The organism is Acinetobacter sp. PFS20, assembly GCF_052261015.1.
In the GTDB taxonomy this organism is placed as follows: domain Bacteria; phylum Pseudomonadota; class Gammaproteobacteria; order Pseudomonadales; family Moraxellaceae; genus Acinetobacter.
The window spans coordinates 408,103-434,798 of record NZ_JBPVZE010000001.1 but is presented as its reverse complement, the minus strand read 5'-3'; the positions used below and the strand labels follow the sequence as shown (position 1 = coordinate 434,798).

General features: G+C 37.8%; 25 protein-coding genes. 15 read left to right on the top strand and 10 right to left on the bottom strand.

The window, feature by feature from the left end; all coding sequences use genetic code 11:
* The first annotated feature begins 78 nt into the window (after window positions 1–78).
* Window positions 79–546: a Holliday junction resolvase-like protein gene (locus ACS125_RS02115; protein WP_002116954.1), complete on the top strand. Its 468-nt coding sequence runs from the start codon at window positions 79–81 to the stop codon at window positions 544–546.
* A 139-nt stretch (window positions 547–685) separates the two neighbouring features.
* Window positions 686–1,249 carry a hypothetical protein gene (locus ACS125_RS02110; RefSeq protein ID WP_312823152.1) on the top strand — a complete coding sequence of 188 codons (564 nt, stop codon included), beginning with the start codon at window positions 686–688 and terminating at the stop codon, window positions 1,247–1,249.
* A gap of 52 nt (window positions 1,250–1,301) precedes the next feature.
* Here the strand turns inward: ACS125_RS02110 and ACS125_RS02105 are convergent, their stop codons facing one another.
* Together ACS125_RS02105 and ACS125_RS02100 are read right to left on the bottom strand one after the other, a co-directional pair.
* Window positions 1,302–1,835, bottom strand: coding sequence for a hypothetical protein (locus ACS125_RS02105; protein WP_151822873.1), 534 nt, complete (start codon window positions 1,833–1,835; stop codon window positions 1,302–1,304).
* Window positions 1,836–1,861: 26 nt separating this feature from the next.
* The gene (locus ACS125_RS02100; RefSeq protein WP_443270283.1) at window positions 1,862–2,650 is read right to left on the bottom strand and encodes a class I SAM-dependent methyltransferase; all 789 of its coding nucleotides are present in this window, start codon (window positions 2,648–2,650) and stop codon (window positions 1,862–1,864) included.
* Between the two features lie 127 nt (window positions 2,651–2,777).
* Here ACS125_RS02100 and ACS125_RS02095 point away from each other — a divergent pair, with 127 nt between their 5' ends.
* The 8 genes from ACS125_RS02095 (at window position 2,778) to astE (ending at window position 14,425) form a co-directional block, all read left to right on the top strand.
* Window positions 2,778–4,055, top strand: a complete 1,278-nt coding sequence (locus tag ACS125_RS02095) for a hypothetical protein (protein WP_443270281.1) — start codon at window positions 2,778–2,780, stop codon at window positions 4,053–4,055.
* Between the two features lie 413 nt (window positions 4,056–4,468).
* Window positions 4,469–5,896, top strand: a complete 1,428-nt coding sequence (locus tag ACS125_RS02090; RefSeq protein WP_004789730.1) for an amino acid permease — start codon at window positions 4,469–4,471, stop codon at window positions 5,894–5,896.
* Between the two features lie 1,037 nt (window positions 5,897–6,933).
* A complete protein-coding gene (locus tag ACS125_RS02085; protein ID WP_004789729.1) occupies window positions 6,934–8,208 on the top strand; it encodes a Glu/Leu/Phe/Val family dehydrogenase in 1,275 nt (424 codons plus the stop codon).
* A gap of 135 nt (window positions 8,209–8,343) precedes the next feature.
* Window positions 8,344–9,558: an aspartate aminotransferase family protein gene (locus tag ACS125_RS02080; RefSeq protein WP_005301100.1), complete on the top strand. Its 1,215-nt coding sequence runs from the start codon at window positions 8,344–8,346 to the stop codon at window positions 9,556–9,558.
* A gap of 18 nt (window positions 9,559–9,576) precedes the next feature.
* Window positions 9,577–10,608 carry an arginine N-succinyltransferase gene (gene astA / locus ACS125_RS02075; RefSeq protein ID WP_004789727.1) on the top strand — a complete coding sequence of 344 codons (1,032 nt, stop codon included), beginning with the start codon at window positions 9,577–9,579 and terminating at the stop codon, window positions 10,606–10,608.
* Entirely contained in the window at window positions 10,608–12,077 is a 1,470-nt protein-coding gene (gene astD, locus ACS125_RS02070) for a succinylglutamate-semialdehyde dehydrogenase (RefSeq protein ID WP_443270277.1), read from the top strand. Before astA ends, astD begins: the two co-directional genes overlap by 1 nt.
* Window positions 12,078–12,094: 17 nt before the next feature.
* Window positions 12,095–13,438 (top strand): N-succinylarginine dihydrolase, encoded by a 1,344-nt coding sequence (astB, locus tag ACS125_RS02065; protein ID WP_174731400.1) that lies wholly within the window; start codon window positions 12,095–12,097, stop codon window positions 13,436–13,438.
* A gap of 12 nt (window positions 13,439–13,450) precedes the next feature.
* On the top strand, window positions 13,451–14,425 hold the full coding sequence (astE, locus tag ACS125_RS02060; RefSeq protein WP_443270275.1) for a succinylglutamate desuccinylase: 975 nt from the start codon (window positions 13,451–13,453) through the stop codon (window positions 14,423–14,425).
* 62 nt (window positions 14,426–14,487) lie between these two features.
* Here astE and ACS125_RS02055 read toward each other — a convergent pair whose 3' ends face one another.
* Window positions 14,488–15,321: a hypothetical protein gene (locus ACS125_RS02055; RefSeq protein WP_443270273.1), complete on the bottom strand. Its 834-nt coding sequence runs from the start codon at window positions 15,319–15,321 to the stop codon at window positions 14,488–14,490.
* Between the two features lie 590 nt (window positions 15,322–15,911).
* Here ACS125_RS02055 and ACS125_RS02050 point away from each other — a divergent pair.
* Complete coding sequence (locus ACS125_RS02050; protein ID WP_049837410.1) at window positions 15,912–16,220, top strand: hypothetical protein; 309 nt, start codon at window positions 15,912–15,914, stop codon at window positions 16,218–16,220.
* 35 nt (window positions 16,221–16,255) lie between these two features.
* Window positions 16,256–17,611: a S8 family peptidase gene (locus ACS125_RS02045; protein ID WP_443270271.1), complete on the top strand. Its 1,356-nt coding sequence runs from the start codon at window positions 16,256–16,258 to the stop codon at window positions 17,609–17,611.
* A 101-nt stretch (window positions 17,612–17,712) separates the two neighbouring features.
* On the opposite strand, the gene ACS125_RS02040 is transcribed toward ACS125_RS02045, so the two are convergent.
* From ACS125_RS02040 to ACS125_RS02030, 3 genes are all read right to left on the bottom strand, one after another.
* Entirely contained in the window at window positions 17,713–18,147 is a 435-nt protein-coding gene (locus ACS125_RS02040) for a hypothetical protein (protein WP_013196749.1), read from the bottom strand.
* A gap of 96 nt (window positions 18,148–18,243) precedes the next feature.
* Window positions 18,244–18,663 carry a hypothetical protein gene (locus tag ACS125_RS02035; protein WP_013196750.1) on the bottom strand — a complete coding sequence of 140 codons (420 nt, stop codon included), beginning with the start codon at window positions 18,661–18,663 and terminating at the stop codon, window positions 18,244–18,246.
* A gap of 148 nt (window positions 18,664–18,811) precedes the next feature.
* A complete protein-coding gene (locus ACS125_RS02030) occupies window positions 18,812–19,678 on the bottom strand; it encodes a LysR family transcriptional regulator (RefSeq protein WP_443270268.1) in 867 nt (288 codons plus the stop codon).
* A gap of 108 nt (window positions 19,679–19,786) precedes the next feature.
* Here ACS125_RS02030 and ACS125_RS02025 point away from each other — a divergent pair, with 108 nt between their 5' ends.
* On the top strand, window positions 19,787–20,674 hold the full coding sequence (locus ACS125_RS02025; protein WP_443270266.1) for a DMT family transporter: 888 nt from the start codon (window positions 19,787–19,789) through the stop codon (window positions 20,672–20,674).
* A gap of 183 nt (window positions 20,675–20,857) precedes the next feature.
* Here the strand turns inward: ACS125_RS02025 and ACS125_RS02020 are convergent, their stop codons facing one another.
* On the bottom strand, window positions 20,858–21,307 hold the full coding sequence (locus ACS125_RS02020) for a hypothetical protein (protein ID WP_107881989.1): 450 nt from the start codon (window positions 21,305–21,307) through the stop codon (window positions 20,858–20,860).
* A 282-nt stretch (window positions 21,308–21,589) separates the two neighbouring features.
* Between ACS125_RS02020 and ACS125_RS02015 the strand changes: the two genes are divergently transcribed.
* Window positions 21,590–21,874: a YciI family protein gene (locus ACS125_RS02015; protein WP_107881991.1), complete on the top strand. Its 285-nt coding sequence runs from the start codon at window positions 21,590–21,592 to the stop codon at window positions 21,872–21,874.
* A 52-nt stretch (window positions 21,875–21,926) separates the two neighbouring features.
* Here ACS125_RS02015 and glyS read toward each other — a convergent pair whose 3' ends face one another.
* From glyS to ACS125_RS02000, 3 genes are all read right to left on the bottom strand, one after another.
* Window positions 21,927–23,996: a glycine--tRNA ligase subunit beta gene (gene glyS, locus ACS125_RS02010; protein ID WP_443270264.1), complete on the bottom strand. Its 2,070-nt coding sequence runs from the start codon at window positions 23,994–23,996 to the stop codon at window positions 21,927–21,929.
* Window positions 23,996–24,973 carry a glycine--tRNA ligase subunit alpha gene (gene glyQ, locus ACS125_RS02005; RefSeq protein ID WP_002044989.1) on the bottom strand — a complete coding sequence of 326 codons (978 nt, stop codon included), beginning with the start codon at window positions 24,971–24,973 and terminating at the stop codon, window positions 23,996–23,998. The genes glyS and glyQ overlap by 1 nt, the downstream gene beginning before the upstream one ends.
* Window positions 24,974–25,063: 90 nt before the next feature.
* On the bottom strand, window positions 25,064–25,546 hold the full coding sequence (locus ACS125_RS02000) for a hypothetical protein (protein WP_443270261.1): 483 nt from the start codon (window positions 25,544–25,546) through the stop codon (window positions 25,064–25,066).
* Between the two features lie 137 nt (window positions 25,547–25,683).
* Here ACS125_RS02000 and ACS125_RS01995 point away from each other — a divergent pair, with 137 nt between their 5' ends.
* Window positions 25,684–26,469: a tetratricopeptide repeat protein gene (locus ACS125_RS01995; RefSeq protein ID WP_151963897.1), complete on the top strand. Its 786-nt coding sequence runs from the start codon at window positions 25,684–25,686 to the stop codon at window positions 26,467–26,469.
* The last annotated feature ends 227 nt before the right edge of the window (window positions 26,470–26,696 follow it).

Genomic DNA, 26,696 nt, shown 5'->3' with positions numbered 1-26,696 from the left:
GACAAAAGTTTAAGCTGTTTCGTTATTTTAGATATGATTAGATCTGTAATCTTAATTCGCGCTTTTTAAGGAAAATTTATGTCTGTATGGCTTGCCATGCTTATTGGTGCTGGTATTGGCATCATTATCACTACTCTTATTTTATCAAATACACGTAATGGACGAATTAAGGCTGAATATGAGCAATATATTGCTGAACTTGAACTAGAGCATCAACAAGCGCTTACTCAAGCACAAAAGAGAAGTGTAAATACAAGTCGTGCGGTGTTAAAAGGAAAAATGGCAGAACAATTTGCTCCGGTTTTACCTGAATTTCAGTATCTACCAAGCGATGCAAAATTCATGGGCGATCCGGTGGACTATATTATCTTTGATGGATATACCGATTTTCGCGATGGCGATGGTACGGCAGAAGACATCAATATTATTTTGCTCGATGTAAAAAGTGGTGGAGCTAGACTTACGAAAGGTCAACAGGCAATTGCACAAGCGGTCCAACAAGGTAAGGTTCGTTTTGAAACGTTGAGAATAGATTTCGAAGATTAACAAGCTGTTTAATTCAGCACAAAAATAGACGAAATTGATCTGTATTGTTACTAAATTTCGATATTTTTTTCATCGCTTAAAGCTATTATAAATTGAAGATCTATTCACTTTGATCTAGCAATATTTGAGGTGTAACACGATGAAAAAACAACGTTTGATGATGGGCTTACTGACTGCTATTGGCATGAGTTCAGCATTTGCATCGACCTCAAGTGAATATAATATTGCCAATGGTTTAAGCCCGATAGAAAAAGATCAATCTATTTCTGTATTACAACCTTTTCAAGGCAATTTCAGAATCTTGGGTTCAAAAGTTTATCAAAATGATGAACAAGCTAAATTTTCTCCTATCGACTATGCAGTAAGTTGGGGATTGTTTGCACAGCCTGAAATCGCGCGTCATATTTCAGTGAAACAATATGACCGTTATTTAAACTGGAAAATTCCTAAATTACCTGTTCCAGCAGAGCAAGCAATGCAAATGGTGTCTAACATGCACATTATTCCTGCAAACCCTGAAATTGCTCAGCAGATTAAACAAGTTAAACGTGGTGATCTCGTTTATCTAAAAGGGGATCTAGTCGAGATTAAAGACAAAAACTTAGTCTGGAAATCTTCACTTACGCCAACCGACACGGGTGATGGTGCATGTGAATTATTCCGTGTTCAGGCAATTCATTGGGTTGAAAAGCAAAATATATAATTTGAAAAAAGCCTTCATAAATATGAAGGCTTTTTTATAAGTAAAGTAATACTTATTTCTGTTGCGATGCTTTCCAATACTTTAATTGATTTTGCGCTTGTAAATAGTCGGCAAGATCATTGATCTGTTCATCTTTAGTCGCGTGCTTATCACTATAGTGTTTTTCTTGGTTTTCCCAATATTGATAAAGTAATCCCTGAATGTAACGACCTTGCTCAGTTTTTAAATCTAAATCTTTTAACATGGTTAGAGCAGAGCGCACATTATCGAGTGTACGTTGTTGCTCAAAATCTGTTGTGAGTGTTCCTGCTTCATGCATTTTTGCTAACTCATTTTCCATTTCGTCGCTCATTTCTGTAAAGCGGTGGTCATAGTCCTCTAAAAGTGCAATATCGTGTGCATCATCAGCAGTGGCAGGGAACGTCTTAACAGGTCTTTCATTTAGTTTTTCTAAAACCTGATCTGTAGATGAAGTGGCAGACGGTTGTTCCGTCTTAGCAGGCTCATCCGCTTTTTTACAAGCAGTAAGTAATAGGCTAGAGCAAAGCAAAGACATTAATATGACTTGAGGTGTTTTCTTCTTCATAACTTTCAACCAAACCTATTCACTAATTATTTAACGGGTAACGTACTTTTCTGAAAGTGATATGCATATGTGACATATGGAAAATCAATCTGATCTTGAGGACCTAATCCCGTAAAATCATAAACAATTTTTTCAAACTGTGCTTTGAGTTGTAACTGATCTTTTTTGGTCATTGCAGCAATAAAACTCGTAGAGAGTAAACGTTTACTCACGACTTGTTCGACAGAACCGCATTGCGACTGTGTAAATGTTTGTAGACTATCAAATACGAATAAATCTTGTTGTTCAAACACACGTTTCCACTTTTCACTATGGTAACGCGGCGTGTTTCCTTCAAGAGGAAGTAGAAAATCAGCTAAGGCTTTCACCCAATCCCTACGCTCGTCGCGTTGATTCCAAACAAGTCCTAAATGTCCTTGTGGTTTTAATACTCTATACATTTCTGTTAGGGTATCAAGGTTGTCAAACCAGTGGAAAGATTGAGCACAAATAATGGCATCAATTTCATGGTCTGCTACAGGAATCGAATGGCTAAAAGCCTGTAATGTTTTGATATCAGGATAAACTTGTTGAAGCTGCTGTAACATCTCGCCAATTGGCTCAACTGCAATAACATCTGCATGTGTTTGTTTTAAGTAGGGTAAGAATTTGCCAGTACCCGATCCAAGATCGATAACAGTAGAGTTTTCCTGTATTTGTAGGCAATTTTGCAGCCAACTTACTATTTCTGCGGGATAATTAGGTCTAACTTGCTGATATAGTTCAGCAGCTGAGCTGAAGCCTTTTTGAGCGGCAGGATGTAAGGATTGTGTCATATTTTGCGCTTTTTAATCTGACTGGCATCTATAAAATAAGATACTCCGCAATCATAAATTGGCAAAACACCTATTTTGTTTCATTTTTGACGTTGTATGTGGGAGTAAATTTTCTTTCGGTGTGAGCATGGATAAGCAAATTATTTTTGAAGACGAACACATTAGAGCCATTTTTTTACCAGGCGATTCTAATACATTGGTTCTCTCTTTTGGCGATTTGATTACCCGAGCGAGTGGCTTATCTATCAATGCTGAAAAGTCCCTAATTAAATACCAATATAATATTATTGGGGTAATGCCAAAACAAAAATCATGGTTTCCGCAAGCGAGCATGATTGAGCTGGCAAAAGCGATTTCGCCTATTCTACAAGGCTTTAAAAATATTGTGGGTTATGGCGGTTCGATGGGCGGCTATGCAGCAATCAAATATTCTAATTTATTGAATATGAATCGTGTGATTGCATTTGTGCCTCAATATTCAATTGATCCTGAGCAGGTTGAAGATCGACGCTATGCCGAGTTTTTCGATGCTGTGGCAAATAAAGACATGCAAATCCAGCCGCAAGATGTCGATGCAGCGCGTGAATACGTTATTGTTTATGACCCTTATTTTTCAACTGACCGTGAACATTATCTAAAAATAAAAGAGCTATTACCAAACTTACATACGATTCATTTGCCATTTACTGGTCATGAAGCATTGTCTGTATTGGCAAGTTCAAGTTTATTACATGATTTTATTGAGCATGAATTTGACGAAATTTATTTTTATCAACAAGTTCGCAAGGTCAAAAAGCAAAGTAAGTTTTACTTCCGTAATGTACTTGCACATGTTCTTACCCATCATGATGACATGTTGTTAAAAATATTACGCCAAAATGATTTTCAGCTTGATGAGCGTTATTTTGATAACCCCCTTAAACAGGCTATTACGCGTAGTCTGATAAAGACACAGCAAGCAACTGAGCTAGACTTTCAAAAGTTAGGTATTAAAGTACCGCGAGTTCAGGATGCTGCGAATTATAAAGAAGGATTGCAGACCAGCTTTGGCACAATTTGGGTATTCAACCTCATTAATTCAAAGTTTGAAAGTTATGCTCTAGATGTTCTGCTGGCGAATAAATCTTATTTGATTCCAATTGTGGCTGAACACACTGGTGTAGTTCACATTGAATTAAATAATGAAAATTATTTGTTGGGAATGAATGATCGCAAAGTTATTAAATTGTTCAAGCACAACGAGCCTTTATCATCTGATATGAGCCCATTTGTAGTCAAAAAATATTCCGATTGTTTTGCAATCAGCTATAAGCAATTAAATTTATCTTGTGATGAACACGGGATGTGTGAATTTATAGAAGGTTCAATTCAGCCGACTGAACAACTAGCCTTAATCAGCTTTTAAAACTTTATAGTGGTTAAATAAAGCTCAGACCTTTAGGTTTGAGCTTTATTTTTTGCTTAAAAAATTTTTTTTCATAAACTTATTTGTATATTAATTTGAAATTCATTATTTAAATAAATAGTGCATTTGTTCTGCGAATATTTATTGTATTAAAAGTAGATATAGCCAGTGGTGAATATAAATACTATATTTTGAAATAAATGGGTTTTCTTAATATATAAATTATAGAAATGGTGTTGGGTTAATTAAAATACATAAATAATGATGTATTTCTATAAGATTATGTTTTTGTTATTTATTTTATTTAAAGAGGATGGGGCTGCTTAAAATAAGTTCACTATTCAAAGATAATTGCATATTTATTTTTTTCTCCTAAAATGATTTTTTACTAAATTGTCGTTACAGTTTTTTATATGCAATCATTAAATTATCGGAATAATGATGCATCGCAACATGGAAGTTCTGCACCTTTGAAACGAGCAATGAGTACTCGACATTTGGTGATGATCTCCCTTGGCGGTGCCATAGGTACAGGTCTTTTTTTAGGGTCGGGTGATGTAATTTCCCAAGCTGGCCCAATTGGCGCAATTATTTCTTATTTTTTAGGCGGTTTAATTGCCTATACCGTGATGTTATGTCTTGGTGAGCTTGCGGTACATGTACCAGAATCAGGATCATTCGGTGAGTATGCTCGTCGCTATATTGGTCCGGGTACAGGCTATATGATCACTTGGTTATATTGGTTAACTTGGACCGCGACTTTAGGAACAGAGTTTACCGCAGCAGCTTTGCTGGTTCGTGAGTGGTTTCCCTCTACTTCTGTTTGGGCTTGGACATTATGTTTTGGTGCCTTAGTTTTTTTCATTAATATCAGTTCAACGCGATTATTTGCCGAGTCAGAGTTTTGGTTGGCACTTGTGAAAGTTGTCACGATTATTTGTTTTATTGGGTTGGGTTTGCTGGCGATTTTTGGATTTATTCCATATCACGGGCACGAAACTGCGCCGTTGTTTAGTAATTTAACTGCCCAAGGCTGGTTCCCACATGGTTTATTTCCAATTTTTGCAACCATGCTGATTGTTAATTTTGCGTTTTCGGGTACAGAATTAATTGGTGTTGCAGCTGGGGAGGCAGAGAATCCAGCACAGACAGTTCCTAAAGCAATCAATGCTGCTATTTGGCGACTACTGATTTTCTTTGTCGGCACAATTGTTGTAATTAGTTCATTGTTACCATTTCAGCTTGCTGGTTTGAGTGGCAATGAGGTGAGTAATAGTCCATTTGTGACTGTGTTTAATTATATTGGTATCCCATATGCCGAAGATATTATTCGGTTTGTGATTATTACGGCTTTACTCTCTGCTGCAAATTCTGGTTTATTTGCTGCTTCACGTATGATGTGGTCGCTTTCTGCAAAAAACCAATTACCAAAAATCTTTTCTAAACTTACACCTTCAGGAACACCTATTGTAGCTATTGTGGTTACAATGCTGGGTGCTATACCAGGTTTACTTTCAGAACAATTTGCACCTGAAACTATTTTTAAGAATTTATTGGGTGTTGCTGCCTTCACCATGGTTGTAGTGTGGATTGCAATTTGCGTATCTCAATTTAATTTCCGTAGACAGTGGTATAAATCTGGTAAAACTGCAAAAGATTTGCGTTTTGCTGCTCCTTTATTTCCTTTGACTCCAATCGTGGGTGGTCTGTTCTGTGCTATTACTTGTATTAGTATGGTATTTGATCCTTCGATGCAGGTTGGCTTCATCTGTTGTATTGTTTTCATTCTTGTGTGTTATGCGAGCTACTTCATTTTTTATCACAAGAAAGATGCGGTGTAGAGCTAAGCAAAGATATGCTTTCTGAAGCATAGTCTAAAGGCCCCATTTGGGGCTTTTTTATTGCCTGTAGGAAATTAGAAAAGGGGGATTTTATATATTTTTTTTAAAAATGAATTTTTATTTTTGATCATAAAAACAAATATTGTTTTATAAATTTACCATTGATCGGATTTTTATTAATATTTATTTATTATAAATATTTGATTAAGTCTATGTTTAGTCTTGTTATTTAATAAAGAGCTGTTTTTAGTTTTTTGGAATATAGGGATTGAATGAGAGTAATATGGATTTAATGTGAAGAATAGATAATTTTTTGATAGTTTTTTAAAAATTAAAATTTATTAAGTTGTTGTTATATATTAATAAAAATATTTACATTTTTTGTATTTATGGTTGTGTGTTTTCTATAATATTTTTTTATTAAAGTTAAGGATTTTTTAATATTTGTTGTTTTTTTATTATAAATGTCAGTGCGATTTGATTATTTTTTCTCTTCTTATTTATTTTAAAATGTTCTAAATGAGCTTGCTCTATGCTATATTTATTGGAAGATTTTATATCTATGTTGCGGCTTAATTTTAAGCAGTATGTGTGGAAATAATTAATCTGTAGGATTATTGAACAAAGTTTATTTTAAAAAGACTAATGGAGGGATCTATCGATTAGTCAAAAAAATTTTATGGACTCATGGTTTTTGTAAATCATAGTTCTTTTTAACTCCCAAACGGTTATGTCACTTCTTTTGTATTTATATTTCAGCCGGCTGGTTTTAGTGGGTTGTGGCTAGTTTTTTGCTTTTATAAAACTCTTTTTATAAACAGCAATTTAGACAAAAGAAAACTTGTAAAAGATATCGGTATATAAAAGTAGATCGTACTTTTCGTACCAACAAATGGAATTTAAAAAATCTGATGCTTTAGAAGAGCAAAAGATTTAGTAAATAAACTAAGGCGCTGTTATTTCAGGGTTTTAGTTGCTAAATAATAAAGATTACAGATTTATCAAATCTGAGTCTATGAAGGTATATAGGAAAAAAGATGTCAGATCTTTCATACGTAAACGAACACAGCGATGCATGGCAAACCTACTTGGCACAAATTGACCGTGTTGCTCCGTACTTAGACCATTTGGCTGAGTTTATCGACACTTTAAAACGTCCAAAACGTGCACTTATTGTAGACGTGCCAATTGTAATGGATGACGGTTCTATTCAGCACTTTGAAGGCTACCGTGTACAACACAACTTGTCTCGTGGTCCAGGTAAAGGTGGTGTTCGTTACCATCCGAATGTTGATTTGAACGAAGTTATGGCGTTGTCTGCATGGATGACAATTAAAACTGCTGTTTTGAACTTGCCATTTGGCGGTGCAAAAGGTGGTATCCGTGTTGACCCACGTAAATTATCTAATCGTGAATTAGAGCGTTTAACTCGTCGTTATACGACTGAAATCGGTCACATTATCGGGCCTCAAAAAGATATCCCTGCTCCAGACGTTGGTACAAATGCCAATATCATGGGTTGGATGATGGATACTTATTCTACAAGCCAAGGTTACACAGTAACTGGTGTTGTAACTGGTAAGCCAGTTCACTTAGGTGGTTCTTTAGGTCGTGTAAAAGCGACTGGTCGTGGTGTATTTGTTACAGGTCGTGAAGTAGCTGCAAAAATCAACTTACCAATTGAAGGTGCGAAAATCGCTATTCAAGGTTTTGGTAACGTAGGTAGTGAAGCTGCTTTCTTATTTGTTGAATCAAAAGCGAAAGTTACACACGTTCAAGACCATACAGGCACTATTTTCAATGCTGATGGTATTGATCTTGAAGCTTTACGTGATCACGTAAATGCAAATCAAGGCGGTATTGGCGGCTTCGCTGGCGCGCAATCAATCGCTGATGAAGATTTCTGGACAGCAGAAGTTGACATTATTGTTCCTGCTGCATTGGAAGGTCAAATCACTGTTGAGCGTGCTCAAAAACTTAAAGCTAAGTTGATTTTAGAAGGCGCAAACGGCCCGACTTATCCTAAAGCTGAAGACGTATTAGTTGAGCGTGGCATTGTTGTAGTACCTGACGTTGTATGTAACGCCGGCGGTGTAACTGTAAGTTACTTCGAATGGGTTCAAGACATGGCGAGCTACTTCTGGACTGAAGAAGAAATCAATGAGCGTTTAGACAAATTGATGGTTCAAGCTATGGATGACGTTTGGAACACAGCGAACAGCAACGCTTGTACTTTACGTACAGCAGCTTACATCTTGGCATGTGAGCGTATTTTAAAAGCTCGTAAAGAGCGTGGTATTTTCCCAGGCTAATCTGCGGAAATTACTTTTAGGAAAAGTGGTCTGAGCAAATATTAAGGATGTTATAGGGTTATTTGTTCAGCCCCTTTTTCTGAATTATTCAAAATTAAGTGTTATCGAATATATTAAATAAATACTGAGGTAAGCATGGAACAGCCAATTTCTGTAACTCGAAGCAACTTTAACGACTGGATGGTTCCAGTTTTTGCACCGGCAAATTTCATTCCGGTACGTGGTGAAGGTTCACGTATTTGGGATCAAGAAAATAAAGAATATATTGATTTTGCAGGCGGGATTGCAGTAAACGCATTAGGTCATGCGCATCCAGTGGCAGTAAATGCTTTAACAGAACAAGCAACAAAACTTTGGCACGTTGGTAACGGTTATACAAATGAGCCCGTTCTACGCCTTGCAAAACAACTTACCGAAAATACATTTGCAGACAAAGTTTTCTTCTGTAACTCAGGTGCAGAAGCCAACGAAGCTGCATTAAAACTAGCTCGTAAAGTTGGTTTAGACAGCGGCGTTGCTGGCAAAAGTGGCATTGTGGCATTTAATAATGCTTTCCATGGCCGTACCTTATTTACCGTTTCAGCCGGTGGTCAACCTAAATATTCACAAGACTTTGCACCACTTCCAAACGGAATTAACCATGTTGCCTTTAACGATTTAGAAGCTGCAAAAGCGGTGATTAATGAGCAAACATGTGCAGTCATTGTTGAGCCGATCCAAGGTGAAGGCGGCGTTATTCCTGCTGACATCGAATTTTTAAAGGGTTTACGTGCACTGTGTGATGAATTTGGTGCCTTACTTATTTTTGATGAAGTGCAAACTGGTGTTGGCCGTACAGGTGCACTGTATGCCTACATGAACTCTGGCGTTATTCCAGATGTGTTAACGACTGCAAAAGCATTAGGTGGTGGTTTCCCAGTGGGTGCAATGTTAACAACAGATAAGTTTGCTCCGCATTTTTCAGTGGGTACACATGGTACGACTTATGGCGGTAACCCGTTAGCAAGTGCGGTTGCAGGTGCAGTATTCGAATTTATTAATACGCCTGAAGTACTTGAGGGTGTGAAACATCGTCATCAATATTTCCTCGATGCACTAAATGCATTAAACGCTGAACATCAGATTTTTGAAGAAATTCGTGGTCAAGGTTTATTGATTGGCTGTGAATTAAAAGCTGAGTATGCAGGGAAAGCTAAAGATATTACGACTTGGGCGGGTGAAGAAGGTTTACTTGCTTTAATTGCAGGCCCGAATGTGGTTCGTTTTACTCCGTCGCTTATCATTCCTGAACAAGATATTGATGAAGGGATTGCTCGTTTAAAAAGAGCGTTGGCAAAATTGGCTAAATAAAAAAAAGGAAAGCTAGCCATGATGATCGTCCGTCATGCCGAGTTTCGAGACCTTGAAGATATTTATAAATTAGCGGGTAAGTCGGGTGTAGGCCTGACTTCCTTGCCACAAAATATGGATACACTTTCGGCTCGAATTTCACGTACTCGCAATACTTTAAATGGCAATGTCCATAAAAGTGAACAAGGCTATCTGTTTGTTCTTGAAGATACAGAAGCTCAACGTGTTATTGGTTTAAGCGCAATTGAAGTTGCTGTAGGACTCATTGAGCCTTGGTACAACTTTCATGTTGGTACTCAAGTACATGCTTCAAAAGCATTAAACGTTTATAAGTCACTACCTACCTTATTTTTGAGTAATGACAGAACGGGTAGTAGTGAACTCTGTACATTATTTTTAGATCCAGAGCGTCGTGAAAACCAAAACGGTAAATTCTTATCGAAAATCCGTTTTATGTTTATTGCTGCCTTTAAGCAATATTTCGAGAAAAAGTTAATTGCTGAAATGCGTGGTTTCTCAGACGAAAATGGATGTTCTCCATTTTGGGATGCGATTGGTCACCATTTCTTTAATATGGATTTTTCAACAGCAGACTATTTGAGTGGAATTGGGCAAAAAGTATTTATTGCAGAGCTTATGCCACGTTTCCCAGTCTATGTAGATCTCTTGCCGAAAGATGCGCAAGAGGTGATTGGAAAAATGCATCCACAAACTTTGCCTGCTTATCATGTGCTTGAGTCAGAAGGCTTACGCTATCAAGGATATGTCGATATTTTTGATGCGGGTCCAACCATTGAAGCCAATATTGATGAATTACGGGCAGTAAAAGAAAGTCAGTTTTTAAACGTCAAAATTACAAGTGATGCTGCGGTCGGTAAGACCCAATATCTCGTTGCCAATGATAATTATCATGACTATAAGGCAATGTTGATGAAGCTTGATCTTGTTGATAACACTATAAATTTAACACATGAACAAGCTGAAAAACTCGGTGTACAAGAAGGTCACGTTGTTCGTGTGTTATCACTAAATCCAATGGAAGTTTCCTGATGTCAAAATCTTTATTTATAAACGGTGTCTGGTTACAAGGCAGCGGCACAACATTTGAAAAAACAAATCCAGTTAATAACCAAACTGTATGGTCAGGTGCTGAAGCAACTGCTGCTGATGTAGAGCAAGCTTGTCAGGCAGCGCGTACTGCATTTCCAGCATGGGCACGTTTACCACTTGCCGAACGTGTAGCGATTGTTGAAAAATTCGCGGCTTTGCTTGAAGAAAATAAAAAGCATTTAGCAGAAGTCATTAGCCAAGAAACCAGTAAGCCATTTTGGGAAACCTTAACTGAAGTTCAGTCAATGATTGGCAAAGTTGCAATTTCAATTCGTGCTTATCATCAGCGTACAGGTGAAAGCTCAACAGAAATGGCTGATGGCGTAGCCTCTTTACGTCACCGTCCACATGGTGTGCTTGCAGTTTTCGGTCCATATAACTTCCCGGGCCATTTACCAAATGGGCATATTGTTCCTGCATTATTGGCAGGCAATACAGTGGTATTTAAACCAAGTGAATTAACACCTTGGACTGCTGAAGAAACTGTAAAACTTTGGCAGCAAGCGGATTTGCCAAATGGTGTGATGAACTTGGTGCAAGGTGGTCGTACCACTGGTGAAGCGCTAGCTGCTTCACATGAAATTGATGGCTTATTGTTTACTGGAAGTGCAAACACGGGTTATCACTTGCATAAGCAAATGGCGGGTGCTCCTGAGAAAATCCTTGCGCTTGAAATGGGCGGCAATAATGCATTGATTATTGATGAAATTATTGATGTCGATGCTGTAGTTAATCTCACTATTCAATCTGCATTTGTTTCGGCGGGTCAGCGTTGTACATGTGCACGCCGTATCTTGGTAAAAAATGGCGCAGAAGGTGATGCATTTATTCAACGTTTCGTTGAAGTTGCAAAAAATCTAAAAGTTGGTCGTTGGAACGATGAGCAACAACCATTTATGGGGGGCGTTATCTCGTCAGTTGCCGCATCAAATATGATGCTTGCTCAGCAAAAATTGCTTGAGCTTGGCGCAAAAAGCTTGTTGCCAATGACGCGTCCACAAGAAGATAGTTCGTTACTTACTCCAGGCATTGTTGATGTAACAGGCGTCACAGATATTCCAGATGAAGAATATTTTGGTCCGCTTACGACGATTCAACGTTATGACAACTTTGATGAAGCATTAAAAATTGCGAATGCAACTCGCTTTGGCTTGTCTGTTGGTTTGGTTTCACCAAAACGTGAACTGTTTGATCAAGTACTTATTGAAGCGCGTGCCGGTATTGTGAACTGGAATAAGCCATTAACAGGTGCTTCAAGTGCTGCACCGTTTGGTGGTGTCGGAGCATCTGGTAACCATCGCGCAAGTGCCTTTTATGCAGCTGATTATTGTGCTTGGCCAATGGCTTCACTTGAAAGTGACAGCTTAACCTTACCAGAAAAATTATCTCCAGGGATTGTGTTGCCTTAAACACTAGGGAAAGAAAAATGAAAGGATATGAAGTAAATTTCGATGGCTTGGTGGGACCAACACATCACTACGCGGGCTTGTCGTTTGGTAATGAAGCATCGACAAAAAACCGTAATAACGCCTCGAATCCAAAATTAGCAGCTAAACAGGGCTTGCTAAAGATGAAGGCCTTGGCTGACATGGGAATGAAACAAGGTGTGCTTGTTCCGCATGAGCGCCCACATGTTCCAATGTTACGCCGTTTAGGTTTTACAGGAGATGACATTAGCGTAGTTGCTCAAGCAATGCGTCATTCACCTGAACTATTATCATCGCTAAGTTCAGCTTCGCCAATGTGGACTGCAAATGCGGCAACAGTTTCACCTTCGGCAGATAGCCAAGATGAACGCGTGCATTTTACCGCAGCGAACCTAAACAATAAGTTTCACCGTTCAATTGAAGCTGAAACTACAAGTCAGGTCCTACAAGCGATCTTTAAAAATGAACGCCACTTTGTACACCATGAAGCTTTACCACAAGTGGCCTTGTTTGGTGATGAAGGTGCAGCAAATCACAACCGTTTAGGTGGTGATTATGCTAAGCGCGGTGTTCAAGTATTTGTTTATGGTCAACAACATTTAAATAATGGTTTACCGGGACCAAAACGCTATCCAGCTCGTCAGACGCGTGAAGCAAGTGAAGCAATTGCACGTTTGCATCGATTAGATGATGCGCACACCGTTTTTGTTCAACAAAATCCGGATGTAATTGATCAGGGCGTATTTCATAATGATGTTATTGCGGTAAGTAACCAACAGGTTTTATTCCATCATCAACATGCATTCTTAAATCAAGATCAAGCTTTTGCTGAAATTCGTCAAAAAATGGCAAGCATCGGTGAAGACTTTATTTCAATTGAAGTCCCTGAAAACCGTGTTACCGTTGACGATGCCGTAGCGACCTACTTATTTAATAGCCAGATTTTGACTCGTCCAGATGGCGGAATGACCATTGTTGTACCAGAAGAGTCTCGCCAGAATAAGGCAGTTTGGGGTTATCTGAACGATATGGTTCAGATGGGTACACCAATTGATGCTATTCAGGTATATGACTTACGTGAAAGTATGCGTAATGGTGGTGGTCCGGCATGTTTACGTTTACGCGTAGCTTTAAACGAAACTGAGTTAAATGCTGTAAATCCAAAAGTTCTCATGAACGATCAATTGTTTGGCACACTCAATCAATGGGTAGATAAACATTATCGTGATCGTTTAGCACAAGAAGATTTAGCTGATCCGCATTTACTCATGGAAAGCCGTATGGCACTCGATGAACTGACCAAAATTTTAGGTTTGGGTACGGTTTATCCTTTCCAAAAATAATGAGGAGGTGACATGCAAGATTTTCTAGCATTAACCTTGCAAGGTGAGCAGCCTAAAACCCGCGAAGGAAAACAAGATAATTTTTCTTGGCGTTGGTTGGGTGAGGGGATTCTTGAATGTACACCAAATGCACAGTACGACAAAGCCGTCGTACTGTCAGCTGGAGTACATGGTAATGAAACAGCACCAATTGAATTGTTATCTCATCTTTGCACAGATTTATTTGCGGGACGTTTAAACCTTGCTGTGAGGTTGCTGTTTGTATTGGGTAACCCTTATGCAATGCGTCAAGGGAAACGCTATGTGCATGATGATGTAAACCGAATGTTTTGTGGTGGGTATAAAACTCTACCTGTGACTGAAGAATCAAAACGTGCTGAAGTTTTAGAGCAAGTGGTCACGACTTTTTTTCAGGAAAGCTCAAGCCAAGCAAAACGTTATCACTATGATTTGCACACCGCAATTCGTGCTTCATTGTTACCAACGTTTGCTTTATTTCCCTATCAAACACATGCTTATGATGCAGATTTGATAGCGAGCCTCGAAGCAGCTGACTTGGACGCTTTGGTTTACCACAATGAGGTCGGTAAAACCTTTACGCATTTTACCAGTGAAAATTTTAAAGCTGCGAGCGCAACTTTAGAGTTAGGCAAAGCCTTACCATTTGGACAAAATGACTTGAGCCAGTTTGCTGCAATTGATGAAGTGATTCGTCATGTGGTTTCTGAGCAAGCCTTGCCACCACGTAATAAAACAAAAATTCGGGTCTTTAAAGTATCGGACTCTTTAATTAAAAAAGACGAAGATTTTCAGATGAATTTATCGGCTGAGGCACCAAATTTCTCGACTTTTACCAAAGGTGAAATCATTGCGACTCAACCTTCTGGCAATTATATTGTTGAGCAAGATCAAGTCTGGATTTTATTTCCAAATCCAAATGTGAAACTTGGTTTACGTGCAGGTTTGGTTTTAACTGAAACCAGCTGAACATTTGATTTTTAAGAAATAAAAAAAGGGCAATTCATTGCCCTTTTTTTATTTATAAGATATTAGTTCGTACCGAAAAGACCTTTAACCCAAGATTTGTTTTCAGCTTTTTGTGTAGACGTTTGAGCACCAGCGTTTATATTTGCGTTTGTGTTAACTCCAACAGGGCCAACGTTAACACCAACATTTACACCAGTTTGAGCATTAATTGCATGTGCTGGTTGAGCTGCATTCAACTGTGCTTGGGCATCAGCTTTAGTATCAGCTACAAATTCTTTTTGCTCAGCTTGATTTTGAGCTACACGAGTTTTTACTGCATCTACATGCGCTTGAGCATTAGCTTGTTTTTCAGCAGTAAATTCTTTTTGGTCAGCTTGGTTTCCAGCAACTTTAGTTTTTACAGCATTAAAACCTGCTTTTGTATCAGCTTTAGCCTCAACTGCTAGGTTTTTAGTGCCGTTTGCAGCTTTAGTCGCTACATTTTTAGTACCTGTTACTGCTTCGGTAGCAAAATGTTTAGTACCAGTTGCAGCTTTAGTCGCTACATTTTTAGTACCTGTCGCAGCTTCAGTAGCAAAGTGTTTGGTACCCGTTGCAGCTTCAGTTGCTATGTGTTTTGTACCATTTGCCGCTTTAGAAGAAAGTTCAGTCACTTTTCCTGTTGTTTTTTTCGTTGCTTTAACTGTAGTGTCAGCAGCGACATGACCAGCATGCTTTGCTGTGCTACCTACAGTGTGTGCAGTATTTTTGACTGTATTGGCTACGCCACTAACAAGACCACCCGGTTGTACATTTACTTGAGCAGAAGCATCTGCATTAACGCCCGCACTTTGTGCAAAAATAGAAGCAGAAGCAAGAACACTTGCAGTAACGATAGCTGTTTTCATCATTTTCATTGCGATATCCTTCAAAGAATATACCCTTTTAGTGAGGTATTTCATAAACGCAAACGAATCATAGCCAAGGGAATATGGGCTTGGGAACTGACTTCATCAAAACGTTACAACAGTGTTACGTTGAGTAAACAGACTAGGGAGGAATTGTGGAGATTAATAAAAATTAATAATAAAGTGAAAAAGAACATTTATTTATTAGAAAATCTAATTAAGCAAAATTAGTTCTTATTATTTAGTTTTTAAAAAATGTCTTTTATTTTTTTCATTTCGTTTTTTCGAGTTTGTTCTCTATATCTTAAAATGTGATGTAAATCTCATTATTTATTGGAGTAAACGGCATAGTTATTGCTTATTATGAGAATAAGGCGCTTTTTAGCACTTTTTTGAACCATCTTCTGCCAGAAATATAAACGTACAGGGCAGAACTGTATTTTTGCTTATTCGGGATAAAGTTATTTTAACTTTTTAGTGGTTATGTATTTCATTAAATAGATTTTTCACATGAAAAATATATTAAGAAATGATGCTTTATTTCAAATAATCAAAAATAAAAATAGATATCTATAAACAAAAAAACAGAGATATGACAGATGAAAATTATTGCTTCCCTTCTTGTAATCGTCGGCTTGATCGCCGTTGTTCTCTATTTAAAGCCCACAAGTGGTGCATCTGATGTGTTTAATTCTGCTTTACATGAGTCGAATTCGCCACAACCAGACACATCGTCTTTTCTTTCTAAACTTAAGGAGCCTACTCAACCTAAAAATCTATCTCAACATTCAACTCATCCACAATCGGTATCAGCTGATACTGTTCCTTTTTATGACACAAAAAGTGATCCTTCAATTCAACCGATTGATCCAGAAAAAGATCCAGCAAATGAAATAAAAGCGAAATAAGTAAATTGTTAGTTGAAAAACTACGGAGAAAAATAATGCAAAGTAAAACGTTATTTCTATTAGGTCTATGTACGATTTTAAGTACAACTGCATCAGCTCTTCCTTTAGATTCTAAAGGTGCTAAACAGCGATTAAATCAGGCAGCAAAACAAAAAGTATTTCAGGGTAAAATCGATTTAGATGCCTTGGTTAATAATGATTCGAATGATTTAATTGTTGAATACAATATTGCTTCGGTGAGCGTGCCTTCCGGGTTAGAACGGCGAAGTTATATTGCAACAAATAAGAAAAATTTACAGGCAAGGTTTAACCGTGCTGGTGGTGTTCAAGTACTTCGGGACTACAATAATTTGCCTTTAGCTTTTTATCGGATTAGTAACCGCGAAGCTTTGGTCTCTTTGCTCAATGATCCGAATGTTAAAGCGGTTTATCCAAATCGTATTAATCAAACCACGACCAATGAAAGTTTACCTTTAATTAATCAACCACAAGCAAATACTAATGGTTTCACTGGTGAAGGCTCTAGTGTGGCAGTGATTGATACAGGGGTGAATTATCTTCATTCTGATTTTGGTTGTACGGCAGGAAATACACCGTCAAATACTTGTCGCGTTGTTTACTCATTTGATAGTGCACCAGATGATGGCGCTTTAGATGATGATGGGCATGGTAGTAATGTTTCAGGCATTGTGTCTAAGGTTGCCACCAAGACCAAAATTATAGGCATTGATGTTTTTAGAAAGGTCAGATCCCAAGGTAAATGGGTAAGCACAGCTTATGATAGTGATATCCTCGCAGGAATTAACTGGGCTGTAAATAATGCACAAACCTATAATATTAAAGCAGTTAACTTAAGCCTTGGCGTACCAGGTGTTAAATATACCTCGGAGTGTAGCGACAGCAGTTATGGAACGGCATTTGCTAATGCACGAGCTGCTGGTGTGGTACCTGTAGTCGCTTCAGGCAATGATGCATTTTCAGATGGAATTTCATCTCCTGCCTGTGTTGCTGGTGCAGTAAGAGTTGGTGCTGTTTATGACAGTAATATTGGTGGTGTGTCATGGGGGAATCCTGTGAAATGTTCTGACCCAACAACAGCAGCAGACAAAGTAGCGTGCTTCAGTAATGGTGGTAGCCTTGTGACTTTATTAGCACCGGGCGCAATGATTACGGCAGGTGGCTACACTATGGGAGGTACATCTCAAGCGACACCACATGTGGCCGGTGCAATTGCTTTATTACGAGCGAATAGCGTGAGTCCAACAGAAAGTATTGATCAAACCATCAGCCGTTTAAAAACGACAGGTAAACCAATTACTGATTCAAGAACGGGCTTGGTTTTCCCGCGTATTGATTTACTGGCAGCAACAAATGGTTTAACCATTAATTAATAGCTTATTTATAATTTTTTAAATTAGGTCCAAGAAATTTTTAAAATAGCTATAACCCGTTGCAGGAGATAGCTTTTGCAACGGGCTTTTTATGAAAAGTATTAATGACACTTTTCTAAATTTGCTGGATTAAAATTATTTTGGAGTTTTTTGAAGTTATTCTGAATTTCTGGATCTTGAATATTAAAAGTCGTTGAGCTTTTGGTTGTAGAGTTTGTTGCCTGATTTAATATGCCTGACTCATCAGGGTATTGTTGTGTAAATGATGTAGCTGAAATCAGACCCTTATCATTAAATACCCAGTGTTCAGTAACGTGTCCGCCCCCTAAATATCCCGTAAATTCAATCATACAAGCTTGCTTATCTTGTTTAATGAGTTTGGCTACATTACCTGTAGTTGATGGATAAGCTTCGATATTGGTATCTTGCTCTAAAACTTGTGCCTGAGAATAAGATGAAGAAGGCGGTGCAGAGGTTGCACATGCAGTTAATGCTAAGCAGCATAGTGTTGAAAAGAGAAGTTTTTGACTATTCATAAGGCAGATTCCTAGCTCTTTATAGTTGATGATCAATAGTTCTAAATGAATATCTGTATTTATAAAAGCGCGAATTTATCGCGCTGTCCTAGCAAATTAGTTAGTTGTTGTGCTCGATTTACTTAGCTCACCTTGTTCAATTGGGATATTTTCACCGTTTCGACTACTGGTAATATTTTGCTTCGCTTGATCTATTTTATTTTCTGTAAAAGCTTTGGCTGTATCTGCTTTTTGCTGAACGACTTCTGCTTTTTCAGCTGTAAATTCTTTGGTGTTTTTCCACTTTTCGCTAATTTTATTTGAGGTTTTTTCAGAAGCTCCTTGAATAGAGTCTCCTAAATTTTGTATGCCTTTTCCAGTTTTATACAACAATACACGACCTAAACTTGGGTTATCACCATAAGGTTGTGCTTTAGATGTTGTTTCACCTACTTGTTGTGGTTGCGTTGTTTCTGCAAATAAGGTTGATGAAGCCAACATAGAGGTCGCAATACATAAAATGTGTATGGTTTTCATTTTGGATAAATCTCCCCAACCAGAATCAAAAGATGAAGTGGTGATCTTACTGTTAAAAATAAAGCTTGTACTGCAATGAGATAAAACCCATACGATTTGATTACGATAAATCATCACTTGTTCGCAATAAAGTAATTATCCCAATGACTCATAAACAAAATTCAGACTTAATTAAGTCTAAAAACATATCTCGAGCTTTATGGTTGCTCACATTTTTATGCCAGAAAAATTGATTCTGCATAAAGGCAAGGTGTTCAAATTTATAGCCTCGAATATTGGTTAAATTTTTATATTGCTCATAAATACTCTTCGGTACCAAAGACACACCAGAGCCTGCACTGACGCAACCGATAATGGTGGCGTAACTGGTAATGCTAGTAATTGGAAGTGAAATATTTTTGAGCTTAAGCCATTCTTCAAGAGCTGCTCGGTAAGGACAGCCCTCAGTCCACATAAAAATTTCTTTACCGATTAGGTCTTCTTGGTTGTGGATTTCTCCCAAAGAATGAGATGCAATCAAGACCATTTCTTCTTGATAAATACTAAGTTTATTCAGCATAGGAAATTCGATATTGCCCGCGACAATTGCACCATCAAGTTTGTGCTGAGAAATATCGACTAATAGCTGTTTCCATGTGCCTGTAATAATTTGAATGGAAACCTCTGGAAAACGTTGATGATATTTCGCCAGTAAATTGGGTAGGCGAGTTGTAGCAGAAGATTCAATCGCCCCAATTTTTAATGGACCAGAGGGCGGTGCATCAGGGTGAATACTTCGTTTCGCTTCATCGCATAGCGCTAAAATTTTATGGCAATAATTAAGAAAAATTTCTCCTGATGGCGTGAGTTTTAAACTTTTTCCTTCCCGATAAAACAGCGGTGCGCCTAGTTCTTCTTCGAGTTGTTTAATGCGCGTTGTGATATTGGATGGTACGCAATGCAGTTGCATTGATGCCTTTGCCATTGTTCCGCATTCAACCACGGTCTGAAATATTTTTAACTGAGCGATATCCATGTTTTATCATTCACTTTTAATGAATATTTGACTCAATATAAGTTAATTTTATTCAACTATCCATGCGCATATGATGAAAGTGTTCCATTTCACTAGTGCAGATTTAACATGGCAATTTCTCTTGCTGTCGAAACCCAGCCTCCCGCATTCAAGCTCTATTTATGTATTGCTGTGACTGTCTTTTGTTGGGGCTATTCACCTATTGGCGTACATAGTGCTTTGCATTCATATACACCGGAGCATATTGCCTTGCTCCGCTTTTTGATTGCATCGTTTTTTTTACTGCTTTTGGTCATGAAAAAAGGCATTCAACCTTTAAAGTGGAAAGATGTCCCTGCACTTGCTGTATTAGGATTTTTCTCTGTAACTCTGCATCATTTGCTTATAAATACAGGGCAGCAGTATGTGACTGCGGTCGCATCTAGTATTTTGAGTCAATCTATTCCGTTATTTACTTTTATTATTTCAGCTTTGCTTTTTAAGGAAAAAATTAGTTTCAAACAATGGTTATGTATTTTGCTAGGACTTTGCGGCGCCGTTTTGGTAGTCAGTGGTGATCATGGTTTTGGTGTACCGAGCCCTTACAGTTTGTTGATTGTGTTAGCAGCAATTGCGTGGGGCCTTTATTTTAATTTATATAAAAAATTTGCTTTAAATTATGATGCTTTGAGCATGATGTGTTACATCATTTGGTTCGGAACCATTCCTTTGCTTTTTTATAGTGCCCATTTGCCTAGTGAAATTTTACATGCCACTTGGCAGGCTAATATGTCGGTTGTCTTATTGGGTATTTTTCCAAGTGCGATGGCGTATGTGCTTTGGGGATATGCACTTAAAAATATGCCGTTAACGATTGCATCGAATTTTTTGTATTGTTCGCCGATTGTCGCAATGAGTTTGGCAGTGCTTTTCTTAAATGAAAAACCATCAATGATGGTGCTGCTTGGTGGAGTGATTATTGTGGGGAGTTTGGTGTGGATGAATTGGAAAAAATAATTCTTGTACTAAGCTGAGTAGATAATAATGTGGCAGTTATTGAATGCTGATTTAAAAATGAGAATATTAATTTCATTAAAAAGTCACTTAAATCAGCATGCCTCAATAGTTTTTACAATTTACTTTAATTAATTTCACCATGAAAAGTTTGATCATAGCCAAAAATAAAGATTTAAAATTGAATTATTCTACTCTTTCGATTTTTTCAATATGACTAGAGGAATCATACGTAATCTCAATTACTACTTTCTCTTTGTTAAGTGCGGAGTCTGAGATTGATACTGTTTCGTCCACGGAATCGAGCGATAACTCACTCGGCATTACATTGTGTAGTGTTGAGACGATTGTATTCGCTATTAAGCCGTTATATAAAGCCATTCCATATGCTTTTGGTTTATTGTTAATTTTATAATAAGTGATCGTATCTATCCGTTTATCACCAATGAGTCTACTTACTACGGGCGGATGGAATTTATTTAGAAATTCATTTCGAGACATTCCAACCACATTAATCTTTTCTATAGCAGGTGGGTTTGTAGTGTCAGGTAAAGTGATCCGATGAGGATTTATAGAACAGGCCATTTGTCCAATGGATAAGATAGAAATAACAAGTAATAAAATATTCTTTTTCATTTATATAATCTTAATTAATAAAAGCTGCTAATTTATAACGATATTTTTTGAAAATATCAAATTATTATAAAGACTTATGTGTGAAAAATACTTACACCAATAAACGTCGTAAACAAGTTAGGTAATTGAATCAATTACTGCGCCACTGTGTAGGGTCATTATTATAAAAAGTTTTAATGTGGATGAATTGGGGGAATAGGCGTACTATCGAATAATCTTTAGATCATTAAACTATCTATAGATTAATGCTAAGTCATGCGCTATTTGCTTTAAGAGAATGAGATGATTGTTGTTAGCTTGACCTATAAAAAACCATTAGCCGAAGTTGATGCTGTACTCAAAGAGCATATTGCTTTTTTAGATCATTATTATGAGCAAAAGAAGTTTCTGGCATCAGGGCGCCGGGAAAATAGAGTAGGTGGGGTGATTTTAGTTTTAAGTTCTTCGATTCCAGAAGCTGAAGAAATCATGAAAAATGATCCGTTTTATATTCATGATGTGGCTGATTATGATTTTATGTGGTTTGAGCCATCGAAAAGTTTAGAAGAAATTAAAGCATTTGTTTAATTTAAAAAATAAAGGGATCTATAAAAGATCCCTTTATTTAATAATGAGCTAATTAACCCTGCAACACACTCACATCAGCCACAGCAGTAAACAAGTTACGCAACTGAGCCAATAAACGTAAACGGTTTGCTTTCAGGTCAGCATCATCTGCCATTACCATTACGCCATCAAAGAATGCATCAATCGGCGCGCGAAGTGCTGCAAGTTTAGAAAGGGCAGCAGTGTAGTCTTTTGCTGCAAGTAATGGTTCAACAGCAGGGGTAACTGCTTGAAGTTCAGCGAATAATGCTTTTTCAGCATCTTCAACCAAGTTCGCTTCAACTACAGAACCTTCTGGTGCAGCTTCTTTTGCAAGAATATTAGCAACACGTTTGTTTGCAGCAGCAAGTGCAGCAGCTTCAGGTAGAGCGCGGAAGTGGTTTACAGCATTTACACGTTTGTCAAAATCAAGTGGAGATTTTGGTGCAAGTGCTTGAACAGCTTGAAGTACGTCAACGGCAACGCCTTGGTCTTCGTACTTAGCACGGTAACGACCTTCCAAGAACGCAACAGCATCAGCACGAGTCTTGTCATGGTCTTTAACGATGTCGCCATAACCTTGAAGTGCAAGATTAACTAGTTCTTCAATCGTTACATCTAATTCATTTTCAATAATTAAACGTAAGATACCAATTGCTGAACGGCGAAGAGCAAACGGGTCTTTAGAACCTGTAGGCGCTTGTCCAATACCGAAAATACCAACAAGGGTATCTAAACGGTCAGCAAGGGCAATCGTTGTACCTGTTTTAGTTTTAGGTAAAACATCACCCGCAAATTTTGGTAAATATTGCTCACCTAAAGCTTCTGAAACTTCAGTGTTTTCACCTTCAATACGCGCGTAGTAAGTACCTGCAATACCTTGAAGCTCTGGGAATTCACCAACAAGCTCAGACGTTAAGTCGCATTTAGCAAGTAATGCAGCTTTTTCAGCATCGGCTGGGTTTGCACCAGTGATTGCAGATAATGCAACAGCAAGTTTAGCAATACGTGTTGATTTATCCCAAAGCGTACCGAGTTGTGCTTGGAATACCATGTTTGCCAATTTTTCTTTGCGAGATGCAAGCGGTTGCTTTTGATCTTGTAAAAAGAAGAATTCAGCATCAGACAAACGAGGGCGAACAACTTTTTCGTTACCTTCAATAATTTGAGTCGGGTCTTTAGACTCAATGTTTGAAACAGTAATGAAGTAAGGCTGTAATTTACCTTCCGCATTGATCAAACAGAAATACTTCTGGTTGTCTTGCATCGTCGTAATAAGTGCTTCTTGAGGAACAGCAAGGAAGCGCTCTTCAAAGTTTGCACGAAGAGCAACTGGCCATTCAACGAGGCTTGTTACTTCATCAAGTAAGTCAGCTGGAACAATCGCAGTTGCGTTAACTTCATCAGCCAATTTCTTTACTTGTTCTTGAATGGTTGCTTGACGTTTTTCAAAGTTTGCAACAACGTAAGCTTTTTCTAAAGCAGCTAAGTAGTCATTTGCATGCGCTAAAGTCACAGCCTCAGGTGCATGGAAACGATGACCATAAGTCACATTACCAGCTTTGTGATCTTGAATAGTTGCGTCAACAATTTGGTCATCTTTAAGTAAAAGAACCCATTTCACTGGACGTACAAATTCAGTACGGCTTGCAGCAGAACGCATACGCTTAGCAATTGGTAAATTGTCTAGCGCAGTTTGTAAAATCTGTGGAAGTAAAGCATCAAGGCTTTGACCTTTTACATCTTTTAAATAGCAAACTTTTTCAACTTTACCTGCTTGGAAAGTAGAAAGCTGATCAACTGTAATGCCTTGACCACGCATAAAGCCTTCAAGTGCTTTAGTCGGTTTACCTTCTGCATCGTAAGCCGCTTGAACAGCAGGGCCGTCAAAACGTTTTTGTGTGTCCGCTTGTGCAGCATCGATATCTACAATTTTAAGCGCTAAACGACGTGGAGCTGCATAAGCTTCAATTGATGCGAAGTTTAAGCCGGCATCTTTTAAACCTTTTACCGTTTCTGCCTGTAATGCATCACGTAAAGTTTTCAAGCTTTTTGGTGGAAGTTCTTCACAGCCAAGTTCGAATAAAACAGTATGTTTGCTCATTAGTTTTTCTCCGCCTTTGCTGCTTCACTTTCAGCTTGTGCTTTTAACTGTGCCAATACTTCATCACGTAAGTGTGGTTCTGCCATTGGGAAGCCAAGCTCTGCACGTGCTTGTACATAACTTTGTGCAATAGCACGCGCTAAAGTACGTACACGTAAAATGTAACGCTGACGCTCAGTCACAGAAATTGCGCCACGTGCATCAAGCAAGTTAAAGGTATGAGACGCTTTAACAACTTGCTCATAAGCAGGAAGAGAAAGTTTTGCTTCAATTAAACGGTTTGCTTCTGATTCGTAAAAATCAAACAGTTCAAATAGTTTTTCAACTGGAGCGTATTCAAAGTTATAAGTCGATTGCTCAACTTCATTTTGATGGAATACGTCGCCGTAAGTCACAGTACCGAATTGGCCTTTGGTCCAAACAAGGTCATAAACCGAGTCAACACCTTGAAGGTACATGGCAAGACGTTCCAAACCGTAAGTGATTTCACCTGTTACTGGGTAACACTCAACGCCACCCACTTGTTGGAAGTAAGTAAACTGAGTCACTTCCATACCGTTAAGCCAAACTTCCCAACCTAATCCCCAAGCACCGAGAGTCGGAGATTCCCAGTTGTCTTCTACGAAACGGATGTCGTGAGTAAGTGTATCAATCCCGATTGCTTTTAAAGAATCAAGATAGAGCTGTTGGATGTTGTCTGGGTTTGGCTTAAGTACCACTTGGAATTGGTAGTAATGTTGCAAACGGTTCGGGTTTTCACCATAGCGGCCATCTTTTGGACGACGTGAAGGTTGAACGTAGGCAGCGTTCCAAGTCTCAGGCCCTAAAGCACGTAAGAATGTTGCGGTGTGGAATGTTCCAGCGCCCATTTCCATGTCGTAAGGTTGTAAAACGACGCAGCCTTGTTCGGCCCAGTAGTTTTGTAGGGCAAGAATTAAACCCTGAAATGTATCAATATGCGAGATGGCGCGACTCATGTAGCATCCACGAATTTATGAGAAAAATTGCCCCTAAGTATAAGGATTTTGTGGGGGAGTGGCAAAGACTAGTTTCTATACCTATAAAAATTATTGGCTATCATTTAGCTGGGATTTTCCTGCATGTTTTGCTTTTAATCGAGGTTGAAATGATGCAAAAAACCAAAAAATGAGACTAAGAATAAAACTTACAGTGAATGTAGAGGTTGAAATCAAAGTACGTCCAACAGTTGGGAATACATAGTCAAATATTGGTAAATTATGAGAAATATTTTCATAGATTGCTAAGAATAAATAAATCAAGCTAAATGATATATGTGCACCTAACCACATTAATGGAAAGATAAAGCGGTTTTTAGTAATGAGTACTTGGCATATCTTAAGTAGTAATGGGAATAAAATAATATAATAAATACCAACAAAGATTCCAATAATATAGAGGAGATCAAGTGCAAACTTGCCAGTAAGTACGGACAATAAAATTAAGAGGCTGATCGGAATAAGAGGGGTAATAATAAGAGCAATTTTAGGTTGGTATTCGATATTTGGCGTTGTCGGATTCATCTTAATCATAGTAGGTTATGTTTTTTAAATTCTAAAATGATCTGTTGATAATGTCCATGAACCATTAAAATAAGATTATTATCTTTTGTATTTAATACATCTTTTGATAGGATAATTTTTCATAGTTTGAATTAGATTATTTTAGAATGAATTTGAAAAAATATTATTTGGGAATTTTAATATTATTTTTAGGCTTTATTGGTTTTTACTATTTAAAGAATAATTGGATTTATTATTCAGCTAAATATAACTACAATTTCAATAAGTTAAATGCAGATGAGCTGAATAATTATGCTGCATTATTATATTATAAAAATAGAAATGATTCGATTCGAAGTAAAGAGGACGATGAGGTCACTGAAGTAAAAAAAACCTTAGAAATTGAAAAGCTCTTTCAACAAGCGGCTGAACAAGGGAGTGCTTTAGCCAAATTGAATTTGACTACGCTTTATTATCGGAAAGAAGACTTAAGTGCTTTTGTGCCTAAGATGTTCAAACTCTCTGAAGAGGCTGCGCAAGCAGGTAATGCTGATGCTCAGTTCAGGGTGGGTACGTTTTATCATCTAGGTTATGGTGTAGATACAGATTATAAAAAAGCAATGTATTGGTATACAAAAGCTGCTGAGCAGGGTAATCCAGCAGGGATGAATAATATAGGGGTCCTTTATCAACAGGGTTTAGGTGTAGCAGAAAATGGTAAAATTTCAACAGAGTGGTATATTAAAGCCGCCAATCTTGGTTATGCGAATGGTCAAGAAAATATGTTTCAAAATTATTATTCTGGGTTAAATGGTCTACCTAAGGATAAAGAGGAAGCAATGAAATGGCGTGATATGTGCTCTTACCGTACAGAGGAGATACCAATACAGCCGGTTTATAATATTGATCTTAAAGTTGATGAAACCTATCCGAACACCTGTAAAAATCAGTAAAGCTTTAAGCTGCTCCCATATAGAATGATTGGGACTATTTCATAAATAAGAGAAATGAATAGTTTTCTATTGCTGAAGAAAGTTCAACTTATAAGGATTTTATATTCAATTAGCAGAGCGTTCATTCAGTGTTGATGTTCTGCTCCTTGGTCTTATTATCTTTATAGTTATACCAAGTCAATAATGCCCAAAAATTAAAAGCTGTGATTAAAGTAGAAGCCCCAACC

Coding starts and splice junctions, on each gene's coding strand:
- glyQ (WP_002044989.1), bottom strand. CDS start 24,973: ATGAGTCGCGCCATCTCGCATATTGATACATTTCAGGGTTTAATTCTT.
- ACS125_RS02080 (WP_005301100.1), top strand. CDS start 8,344: ATGGAACAGCCAATTTCTGTAACTCGAAGCAACTTTAACGACTGGATG.
- ACS125_RS01995 (WP_151963897.1), top strand. CDS start 25,684: ATGAATTTGAAAAAATATTATTTGGGAATTTTAATATTATTTTTAGGC.
- ACS125_RS02015 (WP_107881991.1), top strand. CDS start 21,590: ATGATTGTTGTTAGCTTGACCTATAAAAAACCATTAGCCGAAGTTGAT.
- ACS125_RS02115 (WP_002116954.1), top strand. CDS start 79: ATGTCTGTATGGCTTGCCATGCTTATTGGTGCTGGTATTGGCATCATT.
- ACS125_RS02100 (WP_443270283.1), bottom strand. CDS start 2,650: ATGACACAATCCTTACATCCTGCCGCTCAAAAAGGCTTCAGCTCAGCT.
- ACS125_RS02020 (WP_107881989.1), bottom strand. CDS start 21,307: ATGAAAAAGAATATTTTATTACTTGTTATTTCTATCTTATCCATTGGA.
- ACS125_RS02050 (WP_049837410.1), top strand. CDS start 15,912: ATGAAAATTATTGCTTCCCTTCTTGTAATCGTCGGCTTGATCGCCGTT.
- astE (WP_443270275.1), top strand. CDS start 13,451: ATGCAAGATTTTCTAGCATTAACCTTGCAAGGTGAGCAGCCTAAAACC.
- astD (WP_443270277.1), top strand. CDS start 10,608: ATGTCAAAATCTTTATTTATAAACGGTGTCTGGTTACAAGGCAGCGGC.
- ACS125_RS02105 (WP_151822873.1), bottom strand. CDS start 1,835: ATGAAGAAGAAAACACCTCAAGTCATATTAATGTCTTTGCTTTGCTCT.
- ACS125_RS02025 (WP_443270266.1), top strand. CDS start 19,787: ATGGCAATTTCTCTTGCTGTCGAAACCCAGCCTCCCGCATTCAAGCTC.
- astA (WP_004789727.1), top strand. CDS start 9,577: ATGATGATCGTCCGTCATGCCGAGTTTCGAGACCTTGAAGATATTTAT.
- ACS125_RS02110 (WP_312823152.1), top strand. CDS start 686: ATGAAAAAACAACGTTTGATGATGGGCTTACTGACTGCTATTGGCATG.
- ACS125_RS02085 (WP_004789729.1), top strand. CDS start 6,934: ATGTCAGATCTTTCATACGTAAACGAACACAGCGATGCATGGCAAACC.
- astB (WP_174731400.1), top strand. CDS start 12,095: ATGAAAGGATATGAAGTAAATTTCGATGGCTTGGTGGGACCAACACAT.
- ACS125_RS02095 (WP_443270281.1), top strand. CDS start 2,778: ATGGATAAGCAAATTATTTTTGAAGACGAACACATTAGAGCCATTTTT.
- ACS125_RS02040 (WP_013196749.1), bottom strand. CDS start 18,147: ATGAATAGTCAAAAACTTCTCTTTTCAACACTATGCTGCTTAGCATTA.
- glyS (WP_443270264.1), bottom strand. CDS start 23,996: ATGAGCAAACATACTGTTTTATTCGAACTTGGCTGTGAAGAACTTCCA.
- ACS125_RS02045 (WP_443270271.1), top strand. CDS start 16,256: ATGCAAAGTAAAACGTTATTTCTATTAGGTCTATGTACGATTTTAAGT.
- ACS125_RS02090 (WP_004789730.1), top strand. CDS start 4,469: ATGCAATCATTAAATTATCGGAATAATGATGCATCGCAACATGGAAGT.
- ACS125_RS02055 (WP_443270273.1), bottom strand. CDS start 15,321: ATGAAAATGATGAAAACAGCTATCGTTACTGCAAGTGTTCTTGCTTCT.
- ACS125_RS02035 (WP_013196750.1), bottom strand. CDS start 18,663: ATGAAAACCATACACATTTTATGTATTGCGACCTCTATGTTGGCTTCA.
- ACS125_RS02000 (WP_443270261.1), bottom strand. CDS start 25,546: ATGATTAAGATGAATCCGACAACGCCAAATATCGAATACCAACCTAAA.
- ACS125_RS02030 (WP_443270268.1), bottom strand. CDS start 19,678: ATGGATATCGCTCAGTTAAAAATATTTCAGACCGTGGTTGAATGCGGA.